The 25,041-nt window shown below is 35.1% G+C and carries 21 protein-coding genes and 3 tRNA genes; 10 read left to right on the top strand and 14 right to left on the bottom strand.

Translation table 11 applies throughout. The features are described 5' to 3' along the window. Nucleotides 1-51 precede the first annotated feature (51 nt). Nucleotides 52-672, top strand: a complete 621-nt coding sequence (locus L1S35_RS03105) for a porin family protein (RefSeq protein ID WP_236396521.1) — start codon at nt 52-54, stop codon at nt 670-672. A 51-nt stretch (nt 673-723) separates the two neighbouring features. Here the strand turns inward: L1S35_RS03105 and L1S35_RS03110 are convergent, their stop codons facing one another. The 12 genes from L1S35_RS03110 to L1S35_RS03165 all read right to left on the bottom strand — a co-directional run bounded on the left by L1S35_RS03110 (nt 724) and on the right by L1S35_RS03165 (nt 11,353). Next, nucleotides 724-2,112, bottom strand: a complete 1,389-nt coding sequence (locus L1S35_RS03110) for an alpha-amylase family glycosyl hydrolase (protein ID WP_236396523.1) — start codon at nt 2,110-2,112, stop codon at nt 724-726. A 55-nt stretch (nt 2,113-2,167) separates the two neighbouring features. Continuing rightward, nucleotides 2,168-2,929: a C40 family peptidase gene (locus tag L1S35_RS03115; RefSeq protein WP_236396526.1), complete on the bottom strand. Its 762-nt coding sequence runs from the start codon at nt 2,927-2,929 to the stop codon at nt 2,168-2,170. A gap of 94 nt (nt 2,930-3,023) precedes the next feature. Then, on the bottom strand, nt 3,024-4,202 hold the full coding sequence (locus L1S35_RS03120; protein WP_236396528.1) for an acetyl-CoA C-acyltransferase: 1,179 nt from the start codon (nt 4,200-4,202) through the stop codon (nt 3,024-3,026). Between the two features lie 267 nt (nt 4,203-4,469). After that, a tRNA-Arg gene (locus L1S35_RS03125) sits at nt 4,470-4,543 on the bottom strand. A gap of 33 nt (nt 4,544-4,576) precedes the next feature. Then, nucleotides 4,577-4,651: transfer RNA gene (locus L1S35_RS03130), tRNA-Pro, on the bottom strand. Nucleotides 4,652-4,663: 12 nt separating this feature from the next. Further along, nucleotides 4,664-4,750 (bottom strand) — tRNA-Ser (locus L1S35_RS03135). Between the two features lie 257 nt (nt 4,751-5,007). Continuing rightward, entirely contained in the window at nt 5,008-5,772 is a 765-nt protein-coding gene (locus L1S35_RS03140; protein WP_236396529.1) for a LuxR C-terminal-related transcriptional regulator, read from the bottom strand. Nucleotides 5,773-5,901: 129 nt separating this feature from the next. Further along, on the bottom strand, nt 5,902-7,290 hold the full coding sequence (gene lpdA, locus L1S35_RS03145) for a dihydrolipoyl dehydrogenase (protein WP_236396531.1): 1,389 nt from the start codon (nt 7,288-7,290) through the stop codon (nt 5,902-5,904). A gap of 148 nt (nt 7,291-7,438) precedes the next feature. After that, complete coding sequence (locus tag L1S35_RS03150; protein ID WP_236396533.1) at nt 7,439-8,086, bottom strand: DUF2238 domain-containing protein; 648 nt, start codon at nt 8,084-8,086, stop codon at nt 7,439-7,441. Between the two features lie 28 nt (nt 8,087-8,114). Continuing rightward, nucleotides 8,115-9,875 carry an ABC transporter ATP-binding protein gene (locus L1S35_RS03155; RefSeq protein WP_236396535.1) on the bottom strand — a complete coding sequence of 587 codons (1,761 nt, stop codon included), beginning with the start codon at nt 9,873-9,875 and terminating at the stop codon, nt 8,115-8,117. After that, a complete protein-coding gene (gene truA / locus L1S35_RS03160) occupies nt 9,875-10,612 on the bottom strand; it encodes a tRNA pseudouridine(38-40) synthase TruA (RefSeq protein WP_236396537.1) in 738 nt (245 codons plus the stop codon). Before truA ends, L1S35_RS03155 begins: the two co-directional genes overlap by 1 nt. Nucleotides 10,613-10,678: 66 nt before the next feature. Continuing rightward, nucleotides 10,679-11,353, bottom strand: coding sequence for a TMEM175 family protein (locus L1S35_RS03165; RefSeq protein WP_236396539.1), 675 nt, complete (start codon nt 11,351-11,353; stop codon nt 10,679-10,681). Nucleotides 11,354-11,500: 147 nt separating this feature from the next. Between L1S35_RS03165 and L1S35_RS03170 the strand changes: the two genes are divergently transcribed. After that, nucleotides 11,501-11,995 (top strand): metallophosphoesterase family protein, encoded by a 495-nt coding sequence (locus tag L1S35_RS03170; protein ID WP_236396541.1) that lies wholly within the window; start codon nt 11,501-11,503, stop codon nt 11,993-11,995. Between the two features lie 89 nt (nt 11,996-12,084). Here L1S35_RS03170 and L1S35_RS03175 read toward each other — a convergent pair whose 3' ends face one another. Continuing rightward, nucleotides 12,085-12,492, bottom strand: a complete 408-nt coding sequence (locus L1S35_RS03175; RefSeq protein WP_236396543.1) for a DUF4293 family protein — start codon at nt 12,490-12,492, stop codon at nt 12,085-12,087. A gap of 187 nt (nt 12,493-12,679) precedes the next feature. Here L1S35_RS03175 and rho point away from each other — a divergent pair, with 187 nt between their 5' ends. The 3 genes from rho to L1S35_RS03190 all read left to right on the top strand — a co-directional run bounded on the left by rho (nt 12,680) and on the right by L1S35_RS03190 (nt 17,239). Beyond that, nucleotides 12,680-14,386: a transcription termination factor Rho gene (rho, locus tag L1S35_RS03180; RefSeq protein WP_236396546.1), complete on the top strand. Its 1,707-nt coding sequence runs from the start codon at nt 12,680-12,682 to the stop codon at nt 14,384-14,386. Between the two features lie 276 nt (nt 14,387-14,662). Further along, complete coding sequence (gene dnaK, locus L1S35_RS03185) at nt 14,663-16,549, top strand: molecular chaperone DnaK (RefSeq protein WP_236396548.1); 1,887 nt, start codon at nt 14,663-14,665, stop codon at nt 16,547-16,549. Between the two features lie 120 nt (nt 16,550-16,669). Beyond that, entirely contained in the window at nt 16,670-17,239 is a 570-nt protein-coding gene (locus L1S35_RS03190) for a hypothetical protein (RefSeq protein ID WP_236396550.1), read from the top strand. A 14-nt stretch (nt 17,240-17,253) separates the two neighbouring features. On the opposite strand, the gene L1S35_RS03195 is transcribed toward L1S35_RS03190, so the two are convergent. Then, on the bottom strand, nt 17,254-19,323 hold the full coding sequence (locus L1S35_RS03195) for an LTA synthase family protein (protein WP_236396552.1): 2,070 nt from the start codon (nt 19,321-19,323) through the stop codon (nt 17,254-17,256). A gap of 149 nt (nt 19,324-19,472) precedes the next feature. Between L1S35_RS03195 and L1S35_RS03200 the strand changes: the two genes are divergently transcribed. The 5 genes from L1S35_RS03200 (at nt 19,473) to L1S35_RS03220 (ending at nt 24,991) form a co-directional block, all read left to right on the top strand. Next, nucleotides 19,473-20,138, top strand: a complete 666-nt coding sequence (locus L1S35_RS03200; RefSeq protein ID WP_236396554.1) for a response regulator transcription factor — start codon at nt 19,473-19,475, stop codon at nt 20,136-20,138. A gap of 5 nt (nt 20,139-20,143) precedes the next feature. Beyond that, nucleotides 20,144-21,532: a sensor histidine kinase gene (locus tag L1S35_RS03205; protein ID WP_236396556.1), complete on the top strand. Its 1,389-nt coding sequence runs from the start codon at nt 20,144-20,146 to the stop codon at nt 21,530-21,532. Between the two features lie 105 nt (nt 21,533-21,637). Continuing rightward, nucleotides 21,638-22,120, top strand: coding sequence for a hypothetical protein (locus L1S35_RS03210; protein ID WP_236396558.1), 483 nt, complete (start codon nt 21,638-21,640; stop codon nt 22,118-22,120). A 281-nt stretch (nt 22,121-22,401) separates the two neighbouring features. Then, nucleotides 22,402-23,544, top strand: a complete 1,143-nt coding sequence (locus tag L1S35_RS03215) for an alpha/beta hydrolase (RefSeq protein ID WP_236396560.1) — start codon at nt 22,402-22,404, stop codon at nt 23,542-23,544. 25 nt (nt 23,545-23,569) lie between these two features. Then, nucleotides 23,570-24,991: a leucyl aminopeptidase family protein gene (locus L1S35_RS03220; RefSeq protein WP_236396561.1), complete on the top strand. Its 1,422-nt coding sequence runs from the start codon at nt 23,570-23,572 to the stop codon at nt 24,989-24,991. The last annotated feature ends 50 nt before the right edge of the window (nt 24,992-25,041 follow it).

Genomic DNA, 25,041 nt, shown 5'->3' on the forward strand with positions numbered 1-25,041 from the left:
GCTAATTGGTAGAAAAATCGCGTAATTTTGATAAACAAATAAATAAATGTCATGAAGAAATCCATTTTAGCAACACTTATAGCACTCTTGGTATCGTTTAACCTTATGGCTCAAAAGAAAGGCGATGTAGAGGTTGGTTTTAACATTGGTTTTAATAATTCATCTGTTTCTGATTCTCAGTACTCATACGATTCGAGCACGGGATTAAATATTGGTGGTTCACTTGATTACTACTTCTCAAGAGATTGGAGTTTGAAAGTAAAAATGATTTATGATCAAAAAGGCTGGGATAACGATGTGATTCTGAATCTTGATGATGGACAATATTATCCAACAGATTATAATTTAGATTATCTGACTATTCCGGTAATGGCCAATTGGCATTTTGGTAATAAAAGAGAATGGTACTTGAATTTTGGTCCTTACCTTGGATTTCTTATGAGTGCTAAAGACACCCAATTTGATGCTGATATGAAAAAGTTTTTTAACACAACAGATTTTGGTTTAGCGGCCGGAATCGGGGTTAAGATTCCAATTTCCGACAAACTTAAATTTTTCGCTGAAATAGAAGGGCAGGGAGGTTTTACAGATATAAACAAAGAATCTGGTTATCCGTCACTGACAAACAGTCGTTCCAGTATAAATGTTGGATTTAACTTTTTGTTGAAATAAATCGAAATATTTATGCAAAAGTCCTCTCGTTTTTGGAATGAGAGGACTTTTTTATTTTACTAAAACCAAGTAGTCCCATGGTTTCATCTCAAAAATGTCATCTCCTTTCAGACTAATTTTTGCTCCCGAAAACAATTCTGTATAATCGCCTTTTTGATATTTTGAATTCAGTTTTACAGTTGCAGGTTTATCACTGTAATTGACAATTGTAATCACTTTATCCTTGTCTTTTGTTCTCGAAAACGAAATCACCTGTTCCATTTTATCACTATAAATCCGAACCATAACGCCACCTTCTTTACCATTCCATAAGGCTTTATTTTTATGTTTCAGATCAAATAATTTTTTAAATAACCCTTCATAAGGCATTTTACTCCAGTCAATTAAATCTTTATCAAAAAATTTCAATGAACGGTTTAGACCGGCTTCCTGTCCGCCATAAACCAATGGCATTCCATTGACGGTTCCGCATAAAACCATTGAAGCTATTAATCCATCGCCAAAATTATAATCCATATTGTGATTCCAGGAATTCATGTCGTGATTGTCGGTAAAAAGCATTCGGTAGCCATCACGCGGAAACGTGCTTACATCGTGAGCCATATATTCAACCAAACCGGCCATGCTTTTTTTATCGCGGGTTACAGCAACCATTTTATCGAAGAATGTCCACGAATACGTCATGTCAAAAGCTTTTATGTGCAAGTCACGCGATTCCCATTCGGCCAACATAAAAACTGGTTTTACAGCATCCATTTCGGCTCTTGCATTATCCCAAAAATCGGTTGGCAGAAATCCTGCCGTATCACAACGATAACCATCAATATCACATTCCTTAACCCAATACACCAATGCTTCGGTCATGTACTTTCTAATTCCGGGTTTGTCATAATCAAAATCAATTACATCATCCCAATCATACCAAGGCGTTGGCTGAAAATTACCTTCTTCTGTTTTGGTATACCAGTCAGGATGATCTTTAGCTAATTGATTATCCCAAGAGGAATGATTAGCCACCCAATCTATTATCACATACATTCCCAAGCTATGGATTTTATCTACCAATGACTCAAAATCTTCTTTGGTTCCAAACTCTGGATTGATTCCGTAATAATCTTTTACAGAATATTCGCTACCTAATGTTCCTTTTCTTTTTTCAACGCCAATGGGATGAATCGGCATTAGCCAAATGATATCAATTCCCATTGCTTTTATTCTTGGCAGATGTGATTCGAATGCTTTAAATGTTCCTTCGGGTGTGAACTGTCGAATGTTTGCTTCGTAAATAGTAGCATTTTTACTCCATTCGGGATGCTTTAATTCGACAAATTCTTTGGGTTGGTATCTTGAATCATCTGATGCTTTCTCATCATTTTTTTTGAGACAGCTCGAACTGATGATTACTATAAAAAGTAATAGGGTTTTGGTAAAATATTTCATTTGGAAGATTTTAGTACTCTAAATTAAATAAAAAAACCGAAACTTATGTCTCGGTTCAAATGATTTTTTTGATGACGCGCAAACGATGTGTATGTCTGTTTTGTTCCGCATTATAGATTCCCAAATGATCTAATCGGTCAATCCTGACCTTTCCACTGGCGTGAATGATATAATTATTATCCATGATGATACCAACGTGGATAATATTTCCTTCTTCATTGTCAAAAAAGGCTAAATCACCGGCTTCGCTTTCCTCGATAAAACTTAAAGCATCTCCTTGAGTAGCTTGTTGCGAAGCATCCCGAAGCAAATGATACCCATTCAGCTTGTAAACCATTTGAGTAAATCCGGAACAATCAATTCCGAATGGTGTTTTTCCTCCCCACAAATATGGTGCATTCAAATACATAAAAGCGGTCGTAATCAAATCCTTTTTTGGTTTGATGCCAGTGGTTTTCATTCCTTCAAACTCGAAGCTTTCAGTATTGATTTCACTGTGATTTAAAAATGAAAGTGAAGCTCCTAACGGAATAGGTAGTAATATATTTGATGGATTTGTCACATATTCAACCAAATCTGAATTCAGAATTACGGCATCTTTTGATAAGGCTTTAAAGCTTTTTTCTGATATGGTTTGGTATTGTTTAGAATCTACCCATCCTTCATATTCATCAAACTGCAATTTGATTTTTGACCATTGATTTTGTGTCTCCAGAATTTCGAAATGCTCACCAAACAAGACTTGAGAAACTATTTCGCTTCTGTCGCTTGGTTCGGCTCGTAAAGGAATTATGGCAAGATTACAAATGGCAAACATTAAGATAATTATGAGTTATAAGTTATGAGTCATGAGTCATGAGTTGAGAATTACGGTTAACTTATAATTTATAATTCATAACTCATAACTAATTTTAAGCTCTTTCAATGACAATTGCCGAAGCACCGCCGCCGCCATTACATATAGCTGCTGCACCAACTTTGGCATTATTTTGTTCTAAAACATTAATTAAGGTTACTATGATTCTGGCTCCGGAACATCCAAGAGGATGACCTAGGGAAACCGCGCCACCGTTTACATTTACTTTATCATTATCCAATCCTAATATTTTAGCATTAGCTAAACCAACTACAGAAAAAGCTTCGTTGAATTCAAAAAAGTCTACATCAGAAATTGAAATTCCAGCTTTGTCCAAAGCTTTTGGCAATGCTTTTGCAGGTGAAGTAGTAAACCATTTTGGTTCCTGTTCAGCATCAGCGTATGATTTGATATAAGCCAAAGGTTTTAATCCTAAAGCGTTTGCTTTCTCTTCGCTCATTAAAACCAAAGCTGCTGCACCATCATTTATAGTTGAAGCATTTGCAGCAGTAACCGTTCCGTCTTTGGTGAAAACTGCATTCAGAGCCGGAATTTTATCCAATTTTACATTGGTATATTCTTCATCTTTTGAAAAGATAATCGGTTCACCACGACGTTGCGGAATTTCAACCGGAACAACTTCATTATTGAATTTTCCTGCTTCCCAAGCTTTAGCAGAGCGCTCGTAGGATTGAATTGCAAAAGCATCTTGTTCTTCACGTGTAATTTTATATTCGGTTGCACATAAATCAGCACAAACTCCCATTGCGTTACCGTCATAAGCATCAGTCAAACCATCTTTCTGCATTCCGTCAACCATTGTTGTTGGGCCAAATTTCACTCCGTTTCTTAAATGAACATAGTGTGGAATCAAACTCATGTTTTCCATTCCACCGGCAACTACAATTTCAGCGTCGCCAGTCATTATTGCCTGTGCGCCCTGCATGACAGCTTTCATTCCTGAAGCACATACTTTATTTACAGTTGTGCACGGAACATCATCTGGTAAACCTGCAAATTTAGCAGCCTGACGCGCCGGAGCTTGTCCAACGCCAGCCTGAACTACGTTTCCCATTAAAACTTCGTCTACTAAGTGAGGATCTAAATTGATTTTATTTAATGCGCCTTTGATTGCGGCTGCACCTAATTGGGTAGCTGTAACAGTTGCTAGTGAACCCATAAAACTTCCGATTGGAGTTCTGACTGCTGAAACGATAACTACTTTTTTGCTCATGATTTTGTGTCTTGTTGTTTGTACTGCAAAACTAATCTTTTATTGCAAATTATGGAATGCTTTTTAAACAAAAAAACCTTTGATTTCTCAATGGTTTTTATTGTGATCAGTAATGGGATTGACTTCGTCTTTCCTACAAAGCTACGCTTTTTGATAAAACAGGATTGACTTCGTCCTTCCTTCAAAGCTCCGCTTTGAAAATGAATAAAGCCAGTAAAAATGCTCAAACGAGTTTGGACATTTTTACTGGCTTTATTCATTAATTCGTGATCCCAGAAGGATTCGAACCTTCGACCTACTGCTTAGAAGGCAGTTGCTCTATCCAGCTGAGCTATGGAACCGAAACAGTTTTTGTACAAAAAACGGTTAAAAAGTCGGGGTGGCAGGATTCGAACCTGCGGCCTCCTGCTCCCAAAGCAGGCGCGATAACCGGGCTACGCTACACCCCGAAAATTAAAAAGCGGAGAGTAAGGGATTCGAACCCTTGGTACAGTTTCCCATACGCATGTTTAGCAAACATGTCCTTTCGGCCACTCAGGCAACTCTCCAGATTTTCAATAATGCTCAAAGAACTTAACTTTTTTGCGGTTGCAAATGTAACTTTTCATTCTATAATTTACAACTATTTCATTTCTTTTTTTAGCGATTAAATTAAATGTTTACTAAATAGCTTAACTTTCAACAAAATAGAATTGATTTTTTTTTAAAAGCACAAACATAAAGATATAAAATTCAAGTAAAGTGTCATTGTTTACGGAACAGTTCTGAAGTTTTTTTACACAAATGTCTTGGCTATACTCAATAATTACAACAATCCTTTTTGAATAACAATTGCCGCTAATTCTGTTGTAGATTTTGCTTCTGTTTTTCTTAAGATATTTTTTCTATGCGTATTTACAGTATGTGGACTTATAAATAATTTTTGAGCGATATCAATCGTTTGATCGCCTTTAATTAACATATTGATGATTTCTTTTTCGCGACTTGTTAACAGACTCTTTTGCCCTTTGTAAATTTTTGCAACATCCACATCAATAAAAGAAGGCTCCCCATCTAATCCTATAAAGGAAAGAGAAGTTGTATTATCTTTTTTAATATGGGATATGTCGGTATGTACTCCTAGAGTTAGTAGAATTTTTTTTGGATTGTCAAATTGTATGGTAATTACCTGTTGCAATAAACGAACGTATTTGTTTTCACTGTTTTGAATACGGTAATCATAACTAAATTTGTATTTTGTTATTTTGTCTGCTGTGAGTTTTTGAAAAAAATCCACAACCTCTTTTTCGTAATTGAGTAATATTGGCTGATCATCGGGGTGAATTCTGGAAAAGAAATATTCGATGGTCATATCTTCAGAACAATAACCGAGGACTTCTTTCATCTGTGGACTGATATATTTAAAACAGCCATTCATCACATCGAAAATATAGTAATAGTAGTTACCTACATGAAAAAAATTAAGCAGTTTACGCTGAAGTTCAATTTCAAAATTGAGGCTTTCTACAGATCCTTCCATCTTTATGTTGTCCCATATTTTTTGGGCTTCTTCCATCATTTGTAAAGGCATACTATTCGTTTTGAATTGTCAATGCAAAATAGTCAAAAAACTATCATAATATCTAATTTTAAGTATTTTATGTAAAAAAAATCCGCTAAGTTTTCACAAAGCGGATTTCTATATTTTTTTTTAAAACTTTTACAAGTGAATCACCTCGCCATAAGCATCAGCCACAGCTTCCATAACTGCCTCGCTCATTGTTGGGTGAGGATGAATTGATTTTAGGATTTCGTGTCCTGTAGTTTCCAATTTACGCGCTACAACCGCTTCTGCAATCATATCGGTAACTCCGGCACCAATCATGTGACAGCCTAACCATTCGCCGTATTTGGCATCGAAAATTACTTTTACAAATCCGTCTGGAGTTCCGGCAGCTTTTGCTTTTCCGGATGCTGAGAATGGGAATTTACCAATCTTTAATTCGTATCCTTTTTCTTTGGCTTGTTTTTCGGTTAAACCAACGGAAGCAATTTCAGGAGTAGCATAAGTACAACCAGGAACATTTCCATAATCGATTGGTTCAACGTGTAAGCCTTTTATTTTTTCAACACAATTAATTCCTTCAGCCGAAGCTACGTGAGCCAAAGCCTGGCCTGGAGTTACATCTCCAATAGCATAATAGCCCGGAACATTGGTTTGAGAATAAGCGTTTACCAAAATTTTATCTTTATCTGTAGCAATTCCAACTTCTTCTAAACCGATGTTTTCGATATTGGTTTTGATTCCAACTGCTGAAAGCAAGATATCAGCTTCAATGATTTCTTCACCTTTAGCGGTTTTTACAAAAGCTTTTACACCTTTTCCAGAAGTGTCAATTTTCTCAACAGATGAATTAGTCATTACTGAAATTCCAGCTTTTTTTAATGAACGCTCGAATTGTTTTGAAATGTCTTCATCTTCCACCGGAACCACATTTGGCATGAACTCAACTATAGTAACTTCTGTTCCCATTGCATTGTAGAAATGTGCAAATTCTACTCCGATAGCACCAGAACCTACAACAATCATTTTCTTTGGTTGAGAAGGTAAGGTCATCGCTTGGCGATATCCGATTACTTTTACACCATCTTGTGGTAAGTTTGGCAATTCGCGTGAACGTGCACCGGTTGCTATGATAATATGGTCAGCTGAATATTCAGTAACTTTTCCATCAGCAGCAGTTACATCAACTTTTTTTCCAGGTTTTATTTTTCCGAAACCATTGATAACATCGATTTTATTTTTCTTCATTAGGAATTGAACCCCTTTGCTCATTCCGTCGGCAACATCTCTTGAACGCTTTACTACGGCTGAGAAATCTTTGTCAAATTCCTTAATGGTTAATCCATAATCAGAAGCATGTTTTAGGTAATCAAAAACCTGTGCCGATTTTAAAAGCGCTTTTGTTGGAATACAACCCCAATTAAGGCAAATACCACCAAGGTTTTCTTTTTCGATTACGGCCACTTTAAAGCCTAATTGTGATGCACGAATAGCAGTAACATAACCGCCGGGACCACTTCCTAAAACAATAATATCGTATTTCATTTTGTGCTTATTTATTTGTTATTTGTACAAAATGCAGTCGCCTAACGGCTCGTGCCATATTTAAAGAATTTCTTTGATTATTTGAGATTGCGAATTTAAGGATTTATTTTAAAATAAAATAAGAAGTTGCAGCCACTTTTTATATGCTTTACTTTTCAGTTACGTTCCAAATTTTTTTGACAATAGTTACAATAGTCGTGGCGATTATTGACCCGATAAATGCCAGAAAAATATCTTTTTGTGCATCCCAAATATCGCCTTGTGTTCCAAGATAAGCATCGCCTTGCGCTTTAAAGAAGACATCGGCAACAGCCCATTCTATCAATTCATAAAATCCGCTGATGGAAAGTGTAATTTCTATGGGTAATGTCCATGCCACCCATCTTGGAAATTTCAGCCATTTCAAAAACATTTCGCGCATTGGATAAGCTAACAGAAATCCGAAACTGAAATGTACTATTCTATCGTAATGATTGCGAGACAAATCAAGTGCGTCTTTAAGCCAATAGCCAAAAGGATTTTCTGCATAAGTATATTTTGAACCATAAACGTGCAGACACAGATACATACAAATCAGCAGATAACTTAAATCGCTGAATATAAATTTTTTATAGGTATAAATTAGAAAACCTAAAAAGATAAAAACCAGGGTGTTTTCTAAAATCCAATTGGCAGTATCGGTATTTCCAACATAGGAATTTATCCAGTTTATTATAAAAAAAGCGATAAAGGCTTTTTGCCAGATATTATTTTTAAATGGAATTCTTTCTTTAGAAATTGCTATGGTAAATGCCATTGTAATTTGATTTTATAGTTGTGGCAAATTAGGAATTGTTTTCTAAAGAAAACTGTGAGTCGTATAATTTTTTATAATAACCTTCCGATTTGGTTATCAATTCCTGATGTGAACCTTCTTCAACGATTTGGCCTTTATCCATCACAATGATTTTATCAGCATTAATAATTGTTGCCAATCGATGAGCAATAACTATTGATGTTCTGCCTTTAGTGATAGTCTCGGTAGCTTTTTGGATTAATTCTTCGCTATAGGTATCAATAGAAGAAGTAGCTTCATCCAAAATCAAAATACTCGGATTGCTGACATAAGCACGAAGAAATGCAATCAGTTGGCGTTGACCCGATGACAGCATTACACCGCGTTCTTTTACATCATAATCATAACCACCGGGAAGGCTTTTGATAAATTTATGAACACCAATTTCTTTAGCTGCAGTAATAACAGTTTCACGGGTAATTTCGGGATTGTTCAGCGTAATATTATTGTGAATTGTATCTGCAAAAAGAAAAACATCCTGCAAAACAATTGCTATTTGTTGCCTAAGACTTTCTAATTTGAAGTCATTTATGTTTTGGTCATCGATATAAATTGCACCCGAATTAATTTCATAAAAACGATTCAAAAGATTAATGATTGTCGATTTTCCTGCGCCTGTAGCTCCAACAATCGCAATAGTTTCTCCGGCATTTACTTTTAGGTTGATGCCTTTTAAAACTTCTTCATTGTCAATGTAACTGAAACGAACATTTTCAAAACGAATGTTTCCGTGAAAATGACCGGCTGTTTTTGTTCCGTCATGCTGGACATCGCTATCCGTATCCAAAATATCAAATACACGATTAGCCGCAATCATTCCCATTTGCATTTCGTTGAATTTATCCGCAATTTGACGCAACGGATTAAACAGCATTCCAATAAACATAGTATAGGAAAATAAATCGCCAAATGTGGTGAATTTATCACCATCTAAAATATGAAAACCACCGTAAAGAACAACGGCACTAAGTGTTAAGGATGAAATAATGTCAGCAATAGGGAAGAAGATGGAGTTGTAAAAAATATTTTTTATCCAGGCTTTATTGTGTTTCTGATTAATTTCTTTGAACTTTTCATATTCAATATCTTCTCGATTAAAAAGCTGTACAATCTTCATTCCGGTAACACGTTCCTGCACAAAAACATTCATATTATTAACTTGAGTTCGAACTTCTTCAAAGGCAACCTGCATTTTGCGCTGAAAAATCCTGGTGATATAAACCAGTATTGGCATCGCGATTATTACTATCCATGTCAATCGCCAGTTCATATAAAACATAAAGACCAGCACCACAAGCATTTTCAATAAATCACTGAAAATCATGAACAAGCCTTGGCTGAAGATACGTGCGATTTGCTCAATGTCGGAAACAGAGCGTGTGACTAACATACCAACCGGTGAATTGTCAAAGTATTTCATCCTGAAACTGAGTATGTGTTTGAACAGTTTTATTCTAATATCTTTGATGATATCCTGCCCTAACCAATTGGCCCAATACACAAAATACAATTGCGAAATAGATTCTAAAAGCATCACAATTCCCATTACGGATACATAAAATAAAAGTCCGTGCTCGTCTTTTGGTTTTATGTATTCATCTACAGTTTGCTTTAATAAATAGGGGCGAAGTGCAGCAAAAACAGAAAGCAATACAGCAAACAAAATCACACCATAATACCTGAATTTATAGGGTTTGGTGTATTTTAAAATCCGTTTAAATAAATTGGTGTCGAATGCTTTTGCCTGCATTATTTTAGGTATTCGTATTCAATTTTGGTTAAATATAAGCCGTGTGCCGGCACCGAAAATCCGGCTTGACTGCGGTCTTTGCTATCAATTATCTTTTCAAAATCGGCTAAATTTATTTTTCCTGTTCCGATGTTAATCATAGTACCAACAATGGCGCGAACCATATTCCGCAAAAATCTGTCAGCCGAAATGGTAAAAACCAGTTTGTTTCCGCCTCGTGTCCAATTAGCTTCAAAAATCACACAGTTGAATGTATGAACATCCGTATTCACTTTTGAAAAGCATTCGAAATCGTTATGTTTAAAAAGGATTTGACAGGCTTCATTCATTTTATCAATATCTAATGGCAATTGAAACTGAAAACTTCCCTCATTTTCAAAAACATCTTTTGTTGTGTGAATATGATATTCATAAGTGCGCTTCGTTGCGTCGAATCGTGCATGTGCTTCGTCGGATACTTTTAGAATATTGAAAATCGCAATGTCTTTGGGTAAAAATGAATTGAGTTTGTGAACCAATTGTGGTGCATCAAGTTCGTTATCAAAATCAAAATGAGCAAACATTTGTTTGGCATGAACTCCTGTATCGGTTCTTCCTGCGCCAACAATATCAATATCGGTTTTTAGCAATAAAGATAAGGCTTTGTTAAGTGTTTCCTGCACAGAATCAGCACCAGGCTGATATTGCCAACCATGGTAATTTGTTCCTTTATAAGCAAGTTCGATGAAATATCTCAATGTGAAAGTTCAAGAGTTTTAAAGCCCCAAAGTTACAAAGATTTTGTGTTGATGAAAGGTTAAAGTTTATTCGGTTACAGCTTTCTTTCTTCTTGTCATTATTTTGAATACAATAGGAAATGCCACCATCCAAAGCATTGACAGATTTTTTAATTCCGGTTCTGGAATGATAAGATAAGTAATCATAATTAAAACGGCAGAAGTTGAAAAACCAACGACAGCAATTTTTCTTTTACGCAACTCAGTTTCATGGTCACTCATATCTGTATTTATGCGGATTGCTGCGTTTTTGACGATGTAATTATATAAAATATATTGAGCGATGATGCAGAATAAAATCATAAATAGATACATAAAAAACGGAATCATTTGCCCTTTTGCTCTTGTTATCAAAGTGGCGCTAAACGGAAACAAGCCAATAAAAAAGAGCAACAACATATTCCGAACAACCAATCCTTTATCGTAATCTTTAAGCAGACTGAACATTTTTAAATGCTGATACCAAATAGAACCGATGAAAATAAAACTAACAATATAAGCGAGTAAGGTTGGTAATAGATGAATTAGGGAATGTGAAAGATTTTCTGCAGTTAATTCTACATCTTCGGAGATTTTGATTTCTATTGCCATCAGTGTAATGACAATAGCAAAAACGGCATCGCTGAATAATATCATTCGTTCTAATTGGAATTCTTTCTTTATTTCATCGCGAGTAATTTCTTCTTGTTCTTGTTGTTTCATGCTGATTTTAATATGGTTAGTTTTTCAAAAATAGAAAATTTAGATCAATTTAAATATTTATTAAGGCACTAAGGTTCTGAGGCACACAGTTATTATCTAAATCAAAATCTTAGTAACTTAGCACCTTAGCAACTCAGTCACTTAAAAATGAAAAAAATCCTGCTACTTTCCGACACGCACAGTTATATTGATGATGCTATTTTAAAATACGTCCGTCAAGCGGATGAAGTATGGCATGCTGGTGATATTGGTGATTTGGTTGTGACCGATACAATAAAATCATTAAAACCATTACGTGCCGTTAATGGCAATATTGATGATGACAAAGCTCGAATGGAATTCCCATTGAACAATCGTTTTCTTTGTGAAGATGTCGATGTTTGGATTACTCACATTGGTGGTTATCCGGGGAAATACAATCAAAGTATTCGAACCGAAATCCAAAACAATCCACCAAAGCTATTTATTTGTGGTCATTCGCACATATTGAAAGTGCAGTTTGACAAGACTTTAAATTTGTTGCACATGAATCCCGGAGCTTGTGGTATTTATGGTTTTCATCAAGTGCGAACAATGTTGCGGTTTGAAATTGATGGTGATAAAATTCAAAATTTGGAGATTATAGAAATAGGGAAGAAGTAGGGAGAATCTGAATCAAGTTTAGATTAAATAAAAAACCCGAACCATAAGATTCGGGTTTTTCGCAGCACTAAAAAACTAAGTTTATAGGTTTATCGCAAACGATCCACAGATTTTACGAGATCTTCGTCCTTTTTAATGGCTTTGTTGGCCAAAACCAAAATTACGATAGAAAAAATAGGTAAGAACATCCCAACACCTTTCTCAGAAATAGCTGTTTCTCCAGATGCAGTTAGTGTTCGATACACAAATAATCCTAATAAAATTAAATTCAATATCATATTCAATCTGCCCATGACAAATTGTTGTTGTCTTTTTTTGTGTGATAAAATACTCAATAATGACAAGGTTGTGCTTAATCCAAAAAGCGCAACATAAGTAATATCCATCATAAAATAGAAAGGTTTTCCAGCTGCATCTTTCCATAACGGAAACACAAATGGTAAAATTGCGGTTATAATCAAGCAGGCAATCAGGTAATATGTTTGTATTCTGAACATTCTTTTTTCAATAATGAGATGCAAAAATAAAATTTCTTTTTAAAAAAATACTATTGCGTGATAAAATATTATTTGTATTATTGCAGTACAAATCCGTAAGAACTTCATCAATCGGATTATTCTAAGCATTAAAATCTACCCTCATTTTTACATTCCATTTTTAACGATTACGATATAAATACTATTTATGTTTAACATTTCTGCCCTCAAAGAAATGAAGCTTTCTGAGCTTCAGGAAATTGCCAAATTAGCCAAAACAATTAAAATCGCCGGTGCCAAAAAAGAAACGCTGATTGCGCAAATTTTGGAACACCAAAATAGTGCTGTGAGCGAAGCTGAACCAAAAGTTGCTTCAAGCTCAAATGATAATGAGCAAGCACCGAAAAATAAAGCCAAGCGAGCCCGTATTTCGCTAGAATCTAAGAAAGCGACCGATATCAATCAGAGTGATTTGTTTTCAGAAGAAACCGAAGTTGAAGAAAAACCAACAGTTGAAAGCAAAAATCAAAAATTCAAAAAACCACTTTTTGAAAAAAAGAAAAAGACTTCAGAAGAGCAACCAACCGAAAGCGATTCGGAAGTTTTAGAAAATGCAACTGCTGAAAGTTCAAATGATATTGAACAGACAGAACAAACAGAAGTCAATCCAATTCCACAAAATGGCAATAATGAGCATAAGCACAAACACCAAAATGGTAATAACAATGCTAATGCCAACAATAACAATCCAAACTTTAAAGGAAAAAAGCAAAATAATTTCCGAGATTCTGATTTTGAATTTGACGGAATTATAGAAAGTGAAGGCGTGCTCGAAATGATGCCTGATGGTTATGGTTTCCTACGCTCTTCCGATTATAATTATTTGGCTTCGCCTGATGATATTTATCTTTCGACATCACAAATCAGATTGTTTGGTTTAAAAACCGGAGATACCGTAAAAGGTGTTGTTCGTCCGCCAAAAGAAGGCGAAAAGTTTTTCCCATTAGTAAGAGTTTTAAAAATAAACGGTCATGATCCACAAGTGGTTCGAGACCGAGTTTCATTTGAGCATTTAACACCGATATTTCCGCAAGAAAAATTCAACATTGCAGAAAAACAATCAAGTGTTTCTACAAGAGTAATCGATTTATTTTCTCCGATTGGAAAAGGGCAACGCGGAATGATAGTAGCACAACCAAAAACCGGTAAAACAATGTTGTTAAAAGACATTGCCAACGCCATTGCTGCCAATCATCCTGAAGTTTATTTAATAGTTTTATTGATAGATGAACGTCCGGAAGAGGTAACCGATATGCAGCGTTCTGTGCGTGGTGAAGTTATCGCTTCTACTTTTGATCGTGAACCATCAGAGCACGTTAAAATTGCAAATATTGTACTCGAAAAATCAAAGCGTTTGGTCGAATGTGGTCACGATGTAGTGGTTTTATTAGACTCGATTACGCGTTTAGCAAGAGCTTATAATACGGTGCAACCGGCATCTGGGAAAGTGCTTTCGGGTGGAGTTGATGCCAACGCATTACAAAAACCAAAGCGTTTCTTTGGTGCGGCACGTAATGTAGAAAATGGAGGTTCGTTAAGTATCATCGCTACAGCGCTAACCGAAACAGGTTCAAAAATGGACGAAGTTATTTTTGAAGAATTTAAAGGAACCGGTAATATGGAGTTACAATTAGACAGAAAAATTGCCAACCGCCGAATTTTCCCTGCTATCGATTTAACGTCTTCAAGTACGCGTCGTGATGATTTATTATTAGATCCAAACACATTGAAACGTATGTGGATACTGCGTAAATTCCTTGCCGATATGAATCCGGTAGAATCGATGGATACTATTAATGATAAAATTAAGAAAACCCGAAACAACGAAGAGTTCCTCATCTCGATGAATGATTAATATAGAAATCCCAACGTAACGGTTGGGATTTTTTTTTGACTTTATATAATCTTCTATTATTCAAAACCCAATAAAATCGAGATATAACTTCGTATTTTCAACTTCCTACTTCTTACTTAAAATGTCATCTTGTCATATATTTTTTCAATTAACTGACAATTTATTCTCATTTGTTGCTTGGCATAATACTTGTCATTTGCGAAACCGTACAAGACAAAGTACTATTCACTCGTAGAGGAATAATCAAAAAATAAAAACCAAAAAGGAGAAAATAAAATGGGAAAAATAATCGGAATTGACTTAGGAACAACCAACTCTTGCGTTTCTGTAATGGAAGGACAAGAAGCAGTAGTAATCCCTAATTCAGAAGGAAAAAGAACAACACCATCTATCATCGCATTTGTAGAAGGTGGTGAAATTAAGGTAGGTGATCCTGCCAAAAGACAAGCTGTAACTAACCCAACAAAAACGGTTGGTTCTATCAAACGTTTTATGGGACATACTTTTGCTGAAATTACAGAGGAAGCAAAAAAAGTACCTTACAGCGTTGTAAAAGGGGACAACAATACACCTCGTGTTGATATTGACGGCCGCTTATACACTGCTCAGGAATTGTCAGCAATGACACTTCAAAAAATGAAAAAAACAGCAGAAGACTATTTAGGTCAAACGGTTACCGAAGCAGTTATTACAGTTCCTGCTTACTTTAATGATGCGCAACGTCAGGCCACAAAAGAAGCTGGTGAAATTGCAGGTCTTAAAGTAATGAGAATCATCAACGAGCCAACTGCTGCGGCATTAGCTTACGGATTGGATAAAAAAGGAAAAGACCAAAAGATTGCAGTTTACGATTTAGGTGGTGGTACTTTTGATATTTCTATCCTTGAATTAGGAGACGGAGTTTTCGAAGTATTGTCAACAAATGGTGATACACACTTAGGTGGAGATGATTTTGACCAAACTATTATAGATTGGTTGGCAGACGAATTCAAAGCGGAAGAGGGAATTGATTTACGTCAAGATCCAATGTCGTTGCAAAGAATTAAAGAAGCTGCTGAAAAAGCAAAAATCGAATTGTCATCTTCTGCTGAAACAGAAATCAATTTGCCATACGTTACAGCTACAGCTTCTGGACCAAAGCACTTAGTAAAGAAATTAACAAGAGCTAAATTTGAGCAATTGTCTGATAAATTAGTAAAACGTTCAATGGAACCGGTTGCTAAAGCATTGAAAGATGCAGGTTTATCTACTTCAGATATCGACGAAGTAATCTTAGTTGGTGGTTCTACAAGAATGCCAAGAATTGCTGATGAAGTAGAGAAGTTCTTTGGTAAAAAAGCATCAAAAGGAGTAAACCCTGATGAAGTTGTAGCGATTGGAGCTGCTATTCAAGGTGGTGTTTTATCAGGAGATGTAAAAGATGTATTGTTGCTTGACGTTACACCTTTATCATTAGGTATCGAAACTATGGGAAATGTGATGACTAAATTAATCGAGTCAAACACTACAATTCCAACAAAAAAATCACAAGTATTCTCTACAGCTGCAGATAATCAACCAAGTGTTGAAATCCATGTATTGCAAGGAGAAAGAACTATGGCTGCTGATAACAAAACTATCGGGCGTTTCCACTTAGACGGAATTCCGCCAGCACCTAGAGGTGTTCCTCAAATTGAAGTAACTTTTGATATTGATGCTAATGGTATCATCAAAGTTTCGGCTACTGATAAAGGAACAGGAAAATCACATGACATCCGTATCGAAGCTTCATCTGGCTTGACCGCTGAAGAAATCGAAAGAATGAAAAAAGATGCAGAAGCAAATGCTGATTCTGACAGAATAGCAAGAGAAAGAGCAGAAAAATTAAATGAAGCTGACAGTATGATTTTCCAAACCGAAAGTCAACTAAAAGAGTTGGGAGATAAAATTTCTGATGAACATAAAGTAGCTATTGAAGCTGCTGTAACCGAATTAAAAGCAGCACACCAGGCTCAGGATTTGGAAGCTATTCAAAAAGGTCTTGACAATGTAAATGCAGCTTGGAAAACCGCTACTGAAGCAATGTATGCTCAAGGCGAAGCTGGTCAGGCGCAAGAAGCCCAACCACAAGCGGATGCTCAAGGAGATAATACACAAGATGTAGAATTCGAAGAAGTAAAATAATTCATAAGATTAAAAGTAAGTTGAAACCGTCCCAAGCATTTGGGACGGTTTTTTTATTTAACAATAATCGAATAGATTATTTTGTACATTGGCTTTCTATTTTAACCTATTAAATTATTTATGAAAAAGTTCATTATCTTTATCTGTGTTGCTTTATTAAGTGTCAATGGTTATAGCCAAAAAAAGAAAGCAACTACTGCTTCGGCATTACCTAAACTTGACAATCTGCAGGTTGAAATTAAAAAAGGTAATTTTCAGGTTACGATTAGTGAGAAAGGAAAGACTGATGATGCGCTGATTGTAAAAGCTGTTGATGCTGCTTTCGCTCCAACCAATTGCAAACTGACTTCTTTTACGGCAAGCGGAGTCAAATTATATCTGCTTTCTTGGACAGAATTAAACACTGTAAAAACAAATTTGAAAACAGAAGAAAGAACTACAGTTTATTCGGTTATATATGAATTGGTTTCTAAAAAGCAAGTGTATTCAAATTACCAATTGACGAATCACATAACCGAAAAAGTATTTTTAGGTGGCACAGCTGCTTCCGAAACGCAGGAAAAAATGAGAAGAGAAGGATTTGAGTTTACATTAAATCCGGATGGCTCTATAACTCAAAAAAACAAAACACAACAATCAACTTTTGTTTACGACAAAGATAAAATGGTATTTGTTCCTAAAAAGAAATAATAAATCACAACATGTTATTTTTGATACTTCTTATTTTTTAATAAATAAGCGGTTGTTTGGTAAAAACCAATTGTCTCATAAACTAATTCCTGATTTAATTTTTTTAATGGCTTTTCCTCATAATTCATTTGAAATTCGGGTTTCAATTCCGGATTAGGTTTCACCTTCAATGCAAATTGTTTTACTTTTTTAACAGGAGAAATTACGGTAAGCAAATCTTCTTCTACCAAGCCTAAATCCTGATAAGTAGCAATAAAAGCTCTTTGTTCGTAGTCTTTTTTGAAAACATCCTGTCCGTAAAATTTACTGTTGTAGTTAAAATGCAGCAGACCAAATAAAGTAGGCATTACGTCGATTTGAGACATTAGTTTGTTGAATTCTCCAGGTGCTACAAAGCCAGGCGAATAGATAAGCGCCGGAATTCGATATTTCTCTAATGGTAATTCTGTTTTTCCTGAGCTTGACGCACAATGGTCGGCTACAATGACAAATACTGTATTCCTAAACCATTCTTGTTTTTCTGCCATTGCAAAGAATTGTCGCAGCGCATAATCAGTATACTTAACGCCACCTTCGCGTGATTTCGCTTTTCCTGAAATATCTATTTTACCTTCAGGATAAGTAAATGGTCTGTGGTTGCTAACCGTCATGATATGATTAAAAAACGGCTTATTATTTTGAGCTTCCTGATTCATAACTTTTATAGCTTTGCGATACATGTCTTCATCACATACTCCCCAAACGTTAGCAAAAGTGATTTCATTTGGTGTGAAAGATTTTTTGTCTACAATTTCATAACCGTTTCCACCAAAAAAATCTCCCATATTGTCAAAAAAAGCATCGCCACCATAAAGGTATTTTACCTGATATCCTTTTTGTTTAAAAACACTTCCGGTTGAAAATTTGTTTTTATTATCTTTCTTTTTTACTACACTTTCTGCCGGACTTGGAGGCAGACAAAGTGTTACAGCTTCTAGTCCGCGAACCGTTCTGTTGCCTACGGCATATATATTAGTAAACTGCAAACTTTTAGTTGCTAACGAATCTAAAAATGGCGTTAGGTTCTTTTTGTTGCCATAAGCTTTCATAAAATCAGCACTAAAACTTTCAACAGTTATCAGCACTACATTCTTGTGTATTTCTGCAGCATTTGGCTTGGAAGGCGCAGGAAGTTCTTTTTTATAAACTGCGAATGCTTCTGCATCGGGAAGGGTTTTATAGAATTTATTATACTCCAAATCATTATTCATGAATGCCACATAAAATTTATACAAACCATCAGCTTGCAATTCATTGGTAAAAACATTTGTCGATTTTTCTTGATTTGAGAAAAATGGAATCGCGAAAAAAGAGATTATAAACAAAGCTAAATAAATACCTAATCCCTTAATTTTATTTGTAAACGATGGAAGTCTGTAAAGAAAAGCCTTTGTGTTTTTTACGATATAATAAGTAAAAAAAGCGGTTATCAATCCAACACCGATAAACAGCGGAACAACAGGATATGATTCCATAATGTTGCCAATCACCGTATTTGTATAGACCAAATAATCAACGGCAATGAAGTTATAGCGTGCGCCAAATTCATTCCAAAAGAAAAATTCACTAATGGCATTTTGAACAATTATCAGGACAAAAATGAAGATGGCAATGTAGTACAGCACTAATCGAATCTGTTTGCGATACTTCGGCAAAAACAATAATAATCCGAATAAAAAGGTTTTTAGAGCAATGAAACTAATTCCGATTTCGGGTAAAGAACCTCCGTATTCATTGAGAATTGTATTAAAAAAAGATACATAAATCAGTAGTGAAAGTAAACATCCAAAAATGATATAACCCCAAGGTCTATTATATTTCGAATTGGATAAAAACAGTAAATACAACCATAAGAGAGCACTGGCTACAATAAATACAAACAAATCTGAAAACAAACCAAATAAAAAGATCTTGCCGATTTCTAAAACTCCAAAACTTGATTGCGTAATAGGATGGAAGAGCAGTACAATTCTGAGGATAATATTAACAACAAGAAAAAATACGAGTAAGTTAATAAAAGGCGAATGTTTTTTAAAGAAGCTCATTTAGAGTTATTATTTTGTTAAGTTACTGTAGTAACAGTTAACAATCAATTTACCCTATAATTAATTTTTACTTAAATTACAGTTTGCATGTATGGGTTATCCGACAATTAAGCTTTAAATTTACTCTTTGTAAAAATTAGCAATACAGTATGAAGCACATTTTAATAGTAGAAGACGAAGAAGGAATTGTTCAATTCTTAAAACAAGGATTAGAGGAAGAAAACTATCAGGTTTCTTCGGCTAATAACGGTTTGGATGGTTATAAACTTTTTCAAAATCAAAAGTTTGATTTAGTACTTTTAGATTGGATGCTTCCCAAAATGACAGGACTACAAGTTTGCCAAAAGATCAGAGAAACCAATTCAAAAATTCCGATTATATTTCTAACAGCCAAAGATACCGTTCAGGAAACAGTTGAAGGTCTGAAAACAGGAGCAAACGATTACATCAAAAAGCCATTCAGTTTTGACGAATTGGTAGAGCGTATCAGAGTACAATTGAGGGATAAAGACGAACAAGAAATACTTACGCTTGGCCCAATTGAAATTAACATACAAAAACATTCCGTGACCGTTAATAAATGTGATGTCACATTAACCCACAAAGAATTTGATTTACTTTGCTATTTGGTAAAAAACAAAGGTAATGTTTGTTCGAGAACGCAAATTATACAGGATGTTTGGGGAATTCATTTTGATTATGACACCGGAGTTATAGATGTTTTTATGAATGCTATTCGTAAAAAACTCAATATTAAAGTCGATGAAGATTATATTAAAACCATTCGCGGTGTGGGTTTCATCGCTAACGATTAACTAAAATGCAACAACTTTCTTTTAAAAACAGAATAGCTTCCAACTATATAATTACCACCGCATTATTGATTTTTGTGGTGTTCTTTGTTATCTATTCGATAGTGAAATTTAGCGTTTATGTCAAAGTAAACAATGATATAAAAATTGAAGTAGCAAAACATTTAAAAGAAATTGAAGTCAAAGAAAATTGTGTACTTCTCATTAGAGAAAAGCAATGGAAGAAGATTCAATTTAATAAAGTTGATATCAGTCCGGCATTCATTCAATTTGTAGATGAATTAGGAGCATTAGTTGATAAATCGCCAAATCTTAAACAGAAAAAACTAAACTATTATCCCGAAGCTATCAACAATGTTTTGTTTGACGGAAAGTTAGAAAATACTTCAGTTAGACAAATACAAGTTCCATTATATCAGAACACTAAAATTATTGGCTTTATGATTATTGCCATGTCGCTCGAAGATTCAGCCATGGTATTGAACAATCTTTTTATCATATTATTGGTTGCCTATCCTCTGATTCTTTTAGTGTTATTTCTCATCGCCCGATTTATTGCCGGAAGAAGTATTAAACCTATCAGCGCCATTATTCAGACGTCAAATATTATTACTAAAGATAATTTAAAATCCAGAATTCCTTTGCCAATCAACAAAGACGAATTGCATTTACTTTCAAATACGATTAACAATTTATTAGACAGAGTCGAAAATGCTATAGAGCGTGAAAAACAATTTACTTCAGATGCTTCTCACGAACTCAGAACGCCTTTAGCCGTTATCAAAGGAACATTGGAAGTGCTTATCAGAAAACCACGTAATCCTGAAGAATATAAAGAGAAAATTGATTTTTGTATTAGTGAAGTCAATCGATTGAATCATTTGGTTGATGAATTGCTTTTATTGGCTCGATTCGAAAATCAAAAGCAATCGTTGAAAATGGAAAAAGTTTCTTTAAACGCTATATTCTTAGATATTGTTTCCAGAAATTCAACCATCATCAATCAGAAGAAACTGAACTGTGTGCCTTTATTCACTAAAGATTTTTATGTTGAAACCGATTCGTATTTGTTTTCGCTTATTCTTAATAATATTCTGACTAATGCTGTGAAATATTCCAAGAATGGTAGCGTAATAAACTTTGATATTCAAGAAACAAATGATGCCATAGTTTTCACTGTTTCTGATAGCGGGATCGGAATTGCATCAGAAGATTTAGAAAAAATATTCGACCAGTTCTATCGTTCAAAATCGAATGAACACCCCGAAATTAAAGGAACCGGGCTTGGATTGTCAATCGTTAAAAGATTGTGTTCCTTACTTCAAATCGATTTAGAAATCAAAAGCAAAGAAAATGTGGGAACCAATGTTATTTTGAGTTTTCCTAAATTAAAATAATCGTATATCGGTTCTAAATAGCAAAAATGTGATATTAATCATGTATCGGATTCATTAGAAGTTATAATTTAGACTTCATTATAAACCTAAAAAAAAAACAATAATATGAACGACGCACATTTGCATTTAGTGGTTAATCATTTTCCGATTATCGGAACGATTTTTGGCTTCGGAATTTTAATTGCGGGAATAGTTTTCAAAAGCAATACCGTTAAAAATGTTTCTTATGTAATATTTATTATTGCTGCAATTTTTGCTGCAATAAGCATGTCAACCGGTGAAGGTGCAGAAGAATTGGTTGAAGATATGCCTGATATTGGTAAAAAAATTATTCATGAGCATGAAGAAATTGCCGAAAAATTAGCTCTTGTTTTATATATGCTTGGCGCAGTTTCTCTAATGGGCCTATACACCAATATTAAAAATCACAATAAAGCCAAATTAGTATCTTTCCTGGCTTTAGGTATTGCGATTATTGGTGTGGTTTTGGCTAAAAGCGTAGGCACTACCGGTGGTGAAATTCGCCATACTGAAATTAGAACTAATGCTCAACAAACCCAAAGCAACGAAGCTGAAGATGACGATTAAACGCAATTCCCAAATAATTTTAAACCTAATTGTAAATATCAGTTAGGTTTTTTTATGCTTATTTGATAAAATTTTAGCTCAAAAAATTCTATTTCTCAACAACATTTCTATTCTGCTTAAATATCCATATATTTTAAGAAAAGGTTTTGTTATAAAAATGCAAAAAGGTATTTTTACGTCTATAAATTTAGTTTAGCATAATGCGATGAATTTGATATTAAGAGTAGGACTGCCAGTGGCAGTCAGGTATACAAGTTTTAGCTTGTCATAATATAATTGGAATGAGTAAAGAGCAAAGCAACCTGGCAGAAGATTTAGAAGTTAAAAATATCATTGAACCCCAACTCAATATTATTCTCACCACCGACGAAGATGATGAGCGTCCGGTTTATATTTCCGGGAATTTCAACAATTGGGTAACACAAGACAAGAAGTTCGAAATGGAGAAAGTGGGACAAGGTTTGTATCACTTTAAGTTCGAACATGATTTTGTTTATCCTGAAGAGTTATTATACAAGTTCACTCGTGGCGATTGGAGTGAAGTCGAGATAGATAAATACGGAAACCGAACCGAGAACCGTTCGTGTAAAAAACACAATGGTGTTCACAAAGAACATGTTGCTAAATGGCGTCACAATTGGTTGCCATTCAAATCGAAGTTCTTGCCTAAAGTACATTTGATTTCAGAAGAATTCGAAATTCCACAGTTAAATAAAACCCGCAGAGTATGGGCTTTGCTGCCACATGATTATGATAAATCAACCGAAAGTTATCCGGTTTTGTATTTACAGGACGCACAGAATTTATTCAATGAAAATGCGAAATACGGTAATTGGGAAATCGATAAAAAACTGGCCGTAATGGCAGAATACAATATCGGAAAAATCATTGTTGTAGCTGTTGAACATGCCGAAAAAGAGCGAATCAAAGAATACAATGTTGGTAATACTGTTCTCGGAAACGGGCAAGGAAAAAAGTACATTCGGTTTGTAACCGAAACTCTTAAACCTTTTGTTGACAACAATTTCAGAACAAAAGCTGATAGAGAAAACACCGGAATAGGAGGAAGTTCAATGGGTGGATTGGTCAGCATTTTTTCCGGAATTATGTATCCCGAAGTCTTTGGAAAACTGATGATATTCTCACCGTCGCTTTGGGTGGTTCCGAAAATAAAATTGTCTTTTTTAGATATGGATGAACCCCAAGACACTCGGATTTATCTCTATGCCGGAGGCGATGAAAGTGTCACAATGATTGATCATGTCAAGAATTTTAAGAAAAGATTATTAAAAAAAGAAGGCTATACCGATATGATGAAAGTGCGGCTAAGCATCAATATGGAAGGCAAACACAACGAACGTTATTGGAGCGATGAATTTCCAAAAGCTATTGAATGGTTGTACTTTAGTGATAAGAACGAATAGAAACTTTGTGGTTAAATAAAAACAAATGGAAATTAAAAAATTACAAAACCTACATAACTTCACCGGAACCATTTTAATTCCGGTTTTTGAAACAACTGCCAAAAGCATTGTTCCTATCGAATATCACGGTGTTACGGTTTATTCCCAAGTATTTTACGGAAAAAAAGACACACATTATTTAGTCGAAAAATACGATTGTACACACGTGTTTATCGGTCTTGGAAAGGAACTTGATTATAAAGCATTGAAAACTACCTTCAGAAGAATTGCTTCTAAACAAAAGGAAGTATTTGGTAAAAATGTTGCCTTGGTGATTCCTGAAAAATTCTCTGCCAAACAAATAGAAGCTGCTGTTTCAGGTTTAGTATTGGGAACTTATGATTTAGGACATTACAAGAAATCAGAAGTACATCCTTTTTTGCATGCTGATTTTGAACTGAATTATATTTCTAAGACCGAAATTGATGAAGCTGCCAATAAAGGAATTAAAATAGCCAACGCACAATTGGAAACTTTTGCATTGGTCGATTTACCTCCAAACAAAATCACGCCAAAATATTTAGCCAATTGGGCAACTGAAACCGGAAAAAAATATGGTTTCGACGTAACTGTTTTTGGAAAAGACAAAGCTACAGAAGTTGGTTTGCATTCATTCTTATCCGTTGGAAAAGGCAGCGCGCAGGAACCACAATTCATCATACTGGAATACAAACCTAATGGTGCCAAAAAGCATATTGGTCTGGTTGGAAAGGGAATTACGTTTGACACCGGCGGTCTGAATATCAAAACAGCCGGAATGGTGCAAATGAAATGCGACATGGCTGGTGGCGCAGCAGTTCTTGGGACAATGCAACTGATAGCCGATTTAAAATTACCAATTCGGGTTACGGCAATTGTTCCGGCTTGCGAGAATTCGGTTGATGCACAATCGTTTTTGCCAAGCGATGTGATTCAGAGTTATGCCGGACATTCCATTGAAATAATCGATACCGATGCCGAAGGAAGATTGATTTTGGCTGACGGTTTGTCCTATCTGATTAAAAATTACAAGCCTGAAACTGTAGTTGATTTAGCTACTTTAACAGGAAGTGTTGTCGGAACTTTAGGTTACGAGTGTGCCGGATTGTTTACTAATAATGAAGAATTATCAAAGAAACTGCAACAAGCCGGTGATGCTGTTGGGGAACGCTTATGGCAGTTACCACTTTGGGATGCATACAAACCCGATATTGATAGCGAAATTGCAGATGTAAAAAACTATTCAGGAAAACCTGTTGCCGGAGCAATATCGGCGGCGAAGTTTTTGGAATTCTTTACAGATAATCACGCCTCATGGGCACATCTTGATATTGCCGGAGTGGCTTTTGGTGATGATGAATTTGCCAAAACTAAACATGCAACGGCTTATGGTGTGCATTTAATTACAAACTTTATCGAAAATCTTTGATATTAAGAGTAGGACTGCCGGTGGCAGTAAGGTAAGCAAACTTTAGTTTG

This window comes from Flavobacterium anseongense (assembly GCF_021608185.1).
Classification (GTDB): Bacteria; Bacteroidota; Bacteroidia; order Flavobacteriales; family Flavobacteriaceae; genus Flavobacterium; species Flavobacterium anseongense.

Bases quoted from the DNA above. Each gene is read 5' to 3' on its own strand.
- L1S35_RS03105 (WP_236396521.1), top strand. From the start codon at position 52: ATGAAGAAATCCATTTTAGCAACACTTATAGCACTCTTGGTATCGTTT.
- L1S35_RS03110 (WP_236396523.1), bottom strand. From the start codon at position 2,112: ATGAAATATTTTACCAAAACCCTATTACTTTTTATAGTAATCATCAGT.
- L1S35_RS03115 (WP_236396526.1), bottom strand. From the start codon at position 2,929: ATGTTTGCCATTTGTAATCTTGCCATAATTCCTTTACGAGCCGAACCA.
- L1S35_RS03120 (WP_236396528.1), bottom strand. From the start codon at position 4,202: ATGAGCAAAAAAGTAGTTATCGTTTCAGCAGTCAGAACTCCAATCGGA.
- L1S35_RS03140 (WP_236396529.1), bottom strand. From the start codon at position 5,772: ATGCCTTTACAAATGATGGAAGAAGCCCAAAAAATATGGGACAACATA.
- lpdA (WP_236396531.1), bottom strand. From the start codon at position 7,290: ATGAAATACGATATTATTGTTTTAGGAAGTGGTCCCGGCGGTTATGTT.
- L1S35_RS03150 (WP_236396533.1), bottom strand. From the start codon at position 8,086: ATGGCATTTACCATAGCAATTTCTAAAGAAAGAATTCCATTTAAAAAT.
- L1S35_RS03155 (WP_236396535.1), bottom strand. From the start codon at position 9,875: ATGCAGGCAAAAGCATTCGACACCAATTTATTTAAACGGATTTTAAAA.
- L1S35_RS03165 (WP_236396539.1), bottom strand. From the start codon at position 11,353: ATGAAACAACAAGAACAAGAAGAAATTACTCGCGATGAAATAAAGAAA.
- L1S35_RS03170 (WP_236396541.1), top strand. From the start codon at position 11,501: ATGAAAAAAATCCTGCTACTTTCCGACACGCACAGTTATATTGATGAT.
- L1S35_RS03175 (WP_236396543.1), bottom strand. From the start codon at position 12,492: ATGTTCAGAATACAAACATATTACCTGATTGCCTGCTTGATTATAACC.
- rho (WP_236396546.1), top strand. From the start codon at position 12,680: ATGTTTAACATTTCTGCCCTCAAAGAAATGAAGCTTTCTGAGCTTCAG.
- dnaK (WP_236396548.1), top strand. From the start codon at position 14,663: ATGGGAAAAATAATCGGAATTGACTTAGGAACAACCAACTCTTGCGTT.
- L1S35_RS03190 (WP_236396550.1), top strand. From the start codon at position 16,670: ATGAAAAAGTTCATTATCTTTATCTGTGTTGCTTTATTAAGTGTCAAT.
- L1S35_RS03195 (WP_236396552.1), bottom strand. From the start codon at position 19,323: ATGAGCTTCTTTAAAAAACATTCGCCTTTTATTAACTTACTCGTATTT.
- L1S35_RS03200 (WP_236396554.1), top strand. From the start codon at position 19,473: ATGAAGCACATTTTAATAGTAGAAGACGAAGAAGGAATTGTTCAATTC.
- L1S35_RS03205 (WP_236396556.1), top strand. From the start codon at position 20,144: ATGCAACAACTTTCTTTTAAAAACAGAATAGCTTCCAACTATATAATT.
- L1S35_RS03210 (WP_236396558.1), top strand. From the start codon at position 21,638: ATGAACGACGCACATTTGCATTTAGTGGTTAATCATTTTCCGATTATC.
- L1S35_RS03215 (WP_236396560.1), top strand. From the start codon at position 22,402: ATGAGTAAAGAGCAAAGCAACCTGGCAGAAGATTTAGAAGTTAAAAAT.
- L1S35_RS03220 (WP_236396561.1), top strand. From the start codon at position 23,570: ATGGAAATTAAAAAATTACAAAACCTACATAACTTCACCGGAACCATT.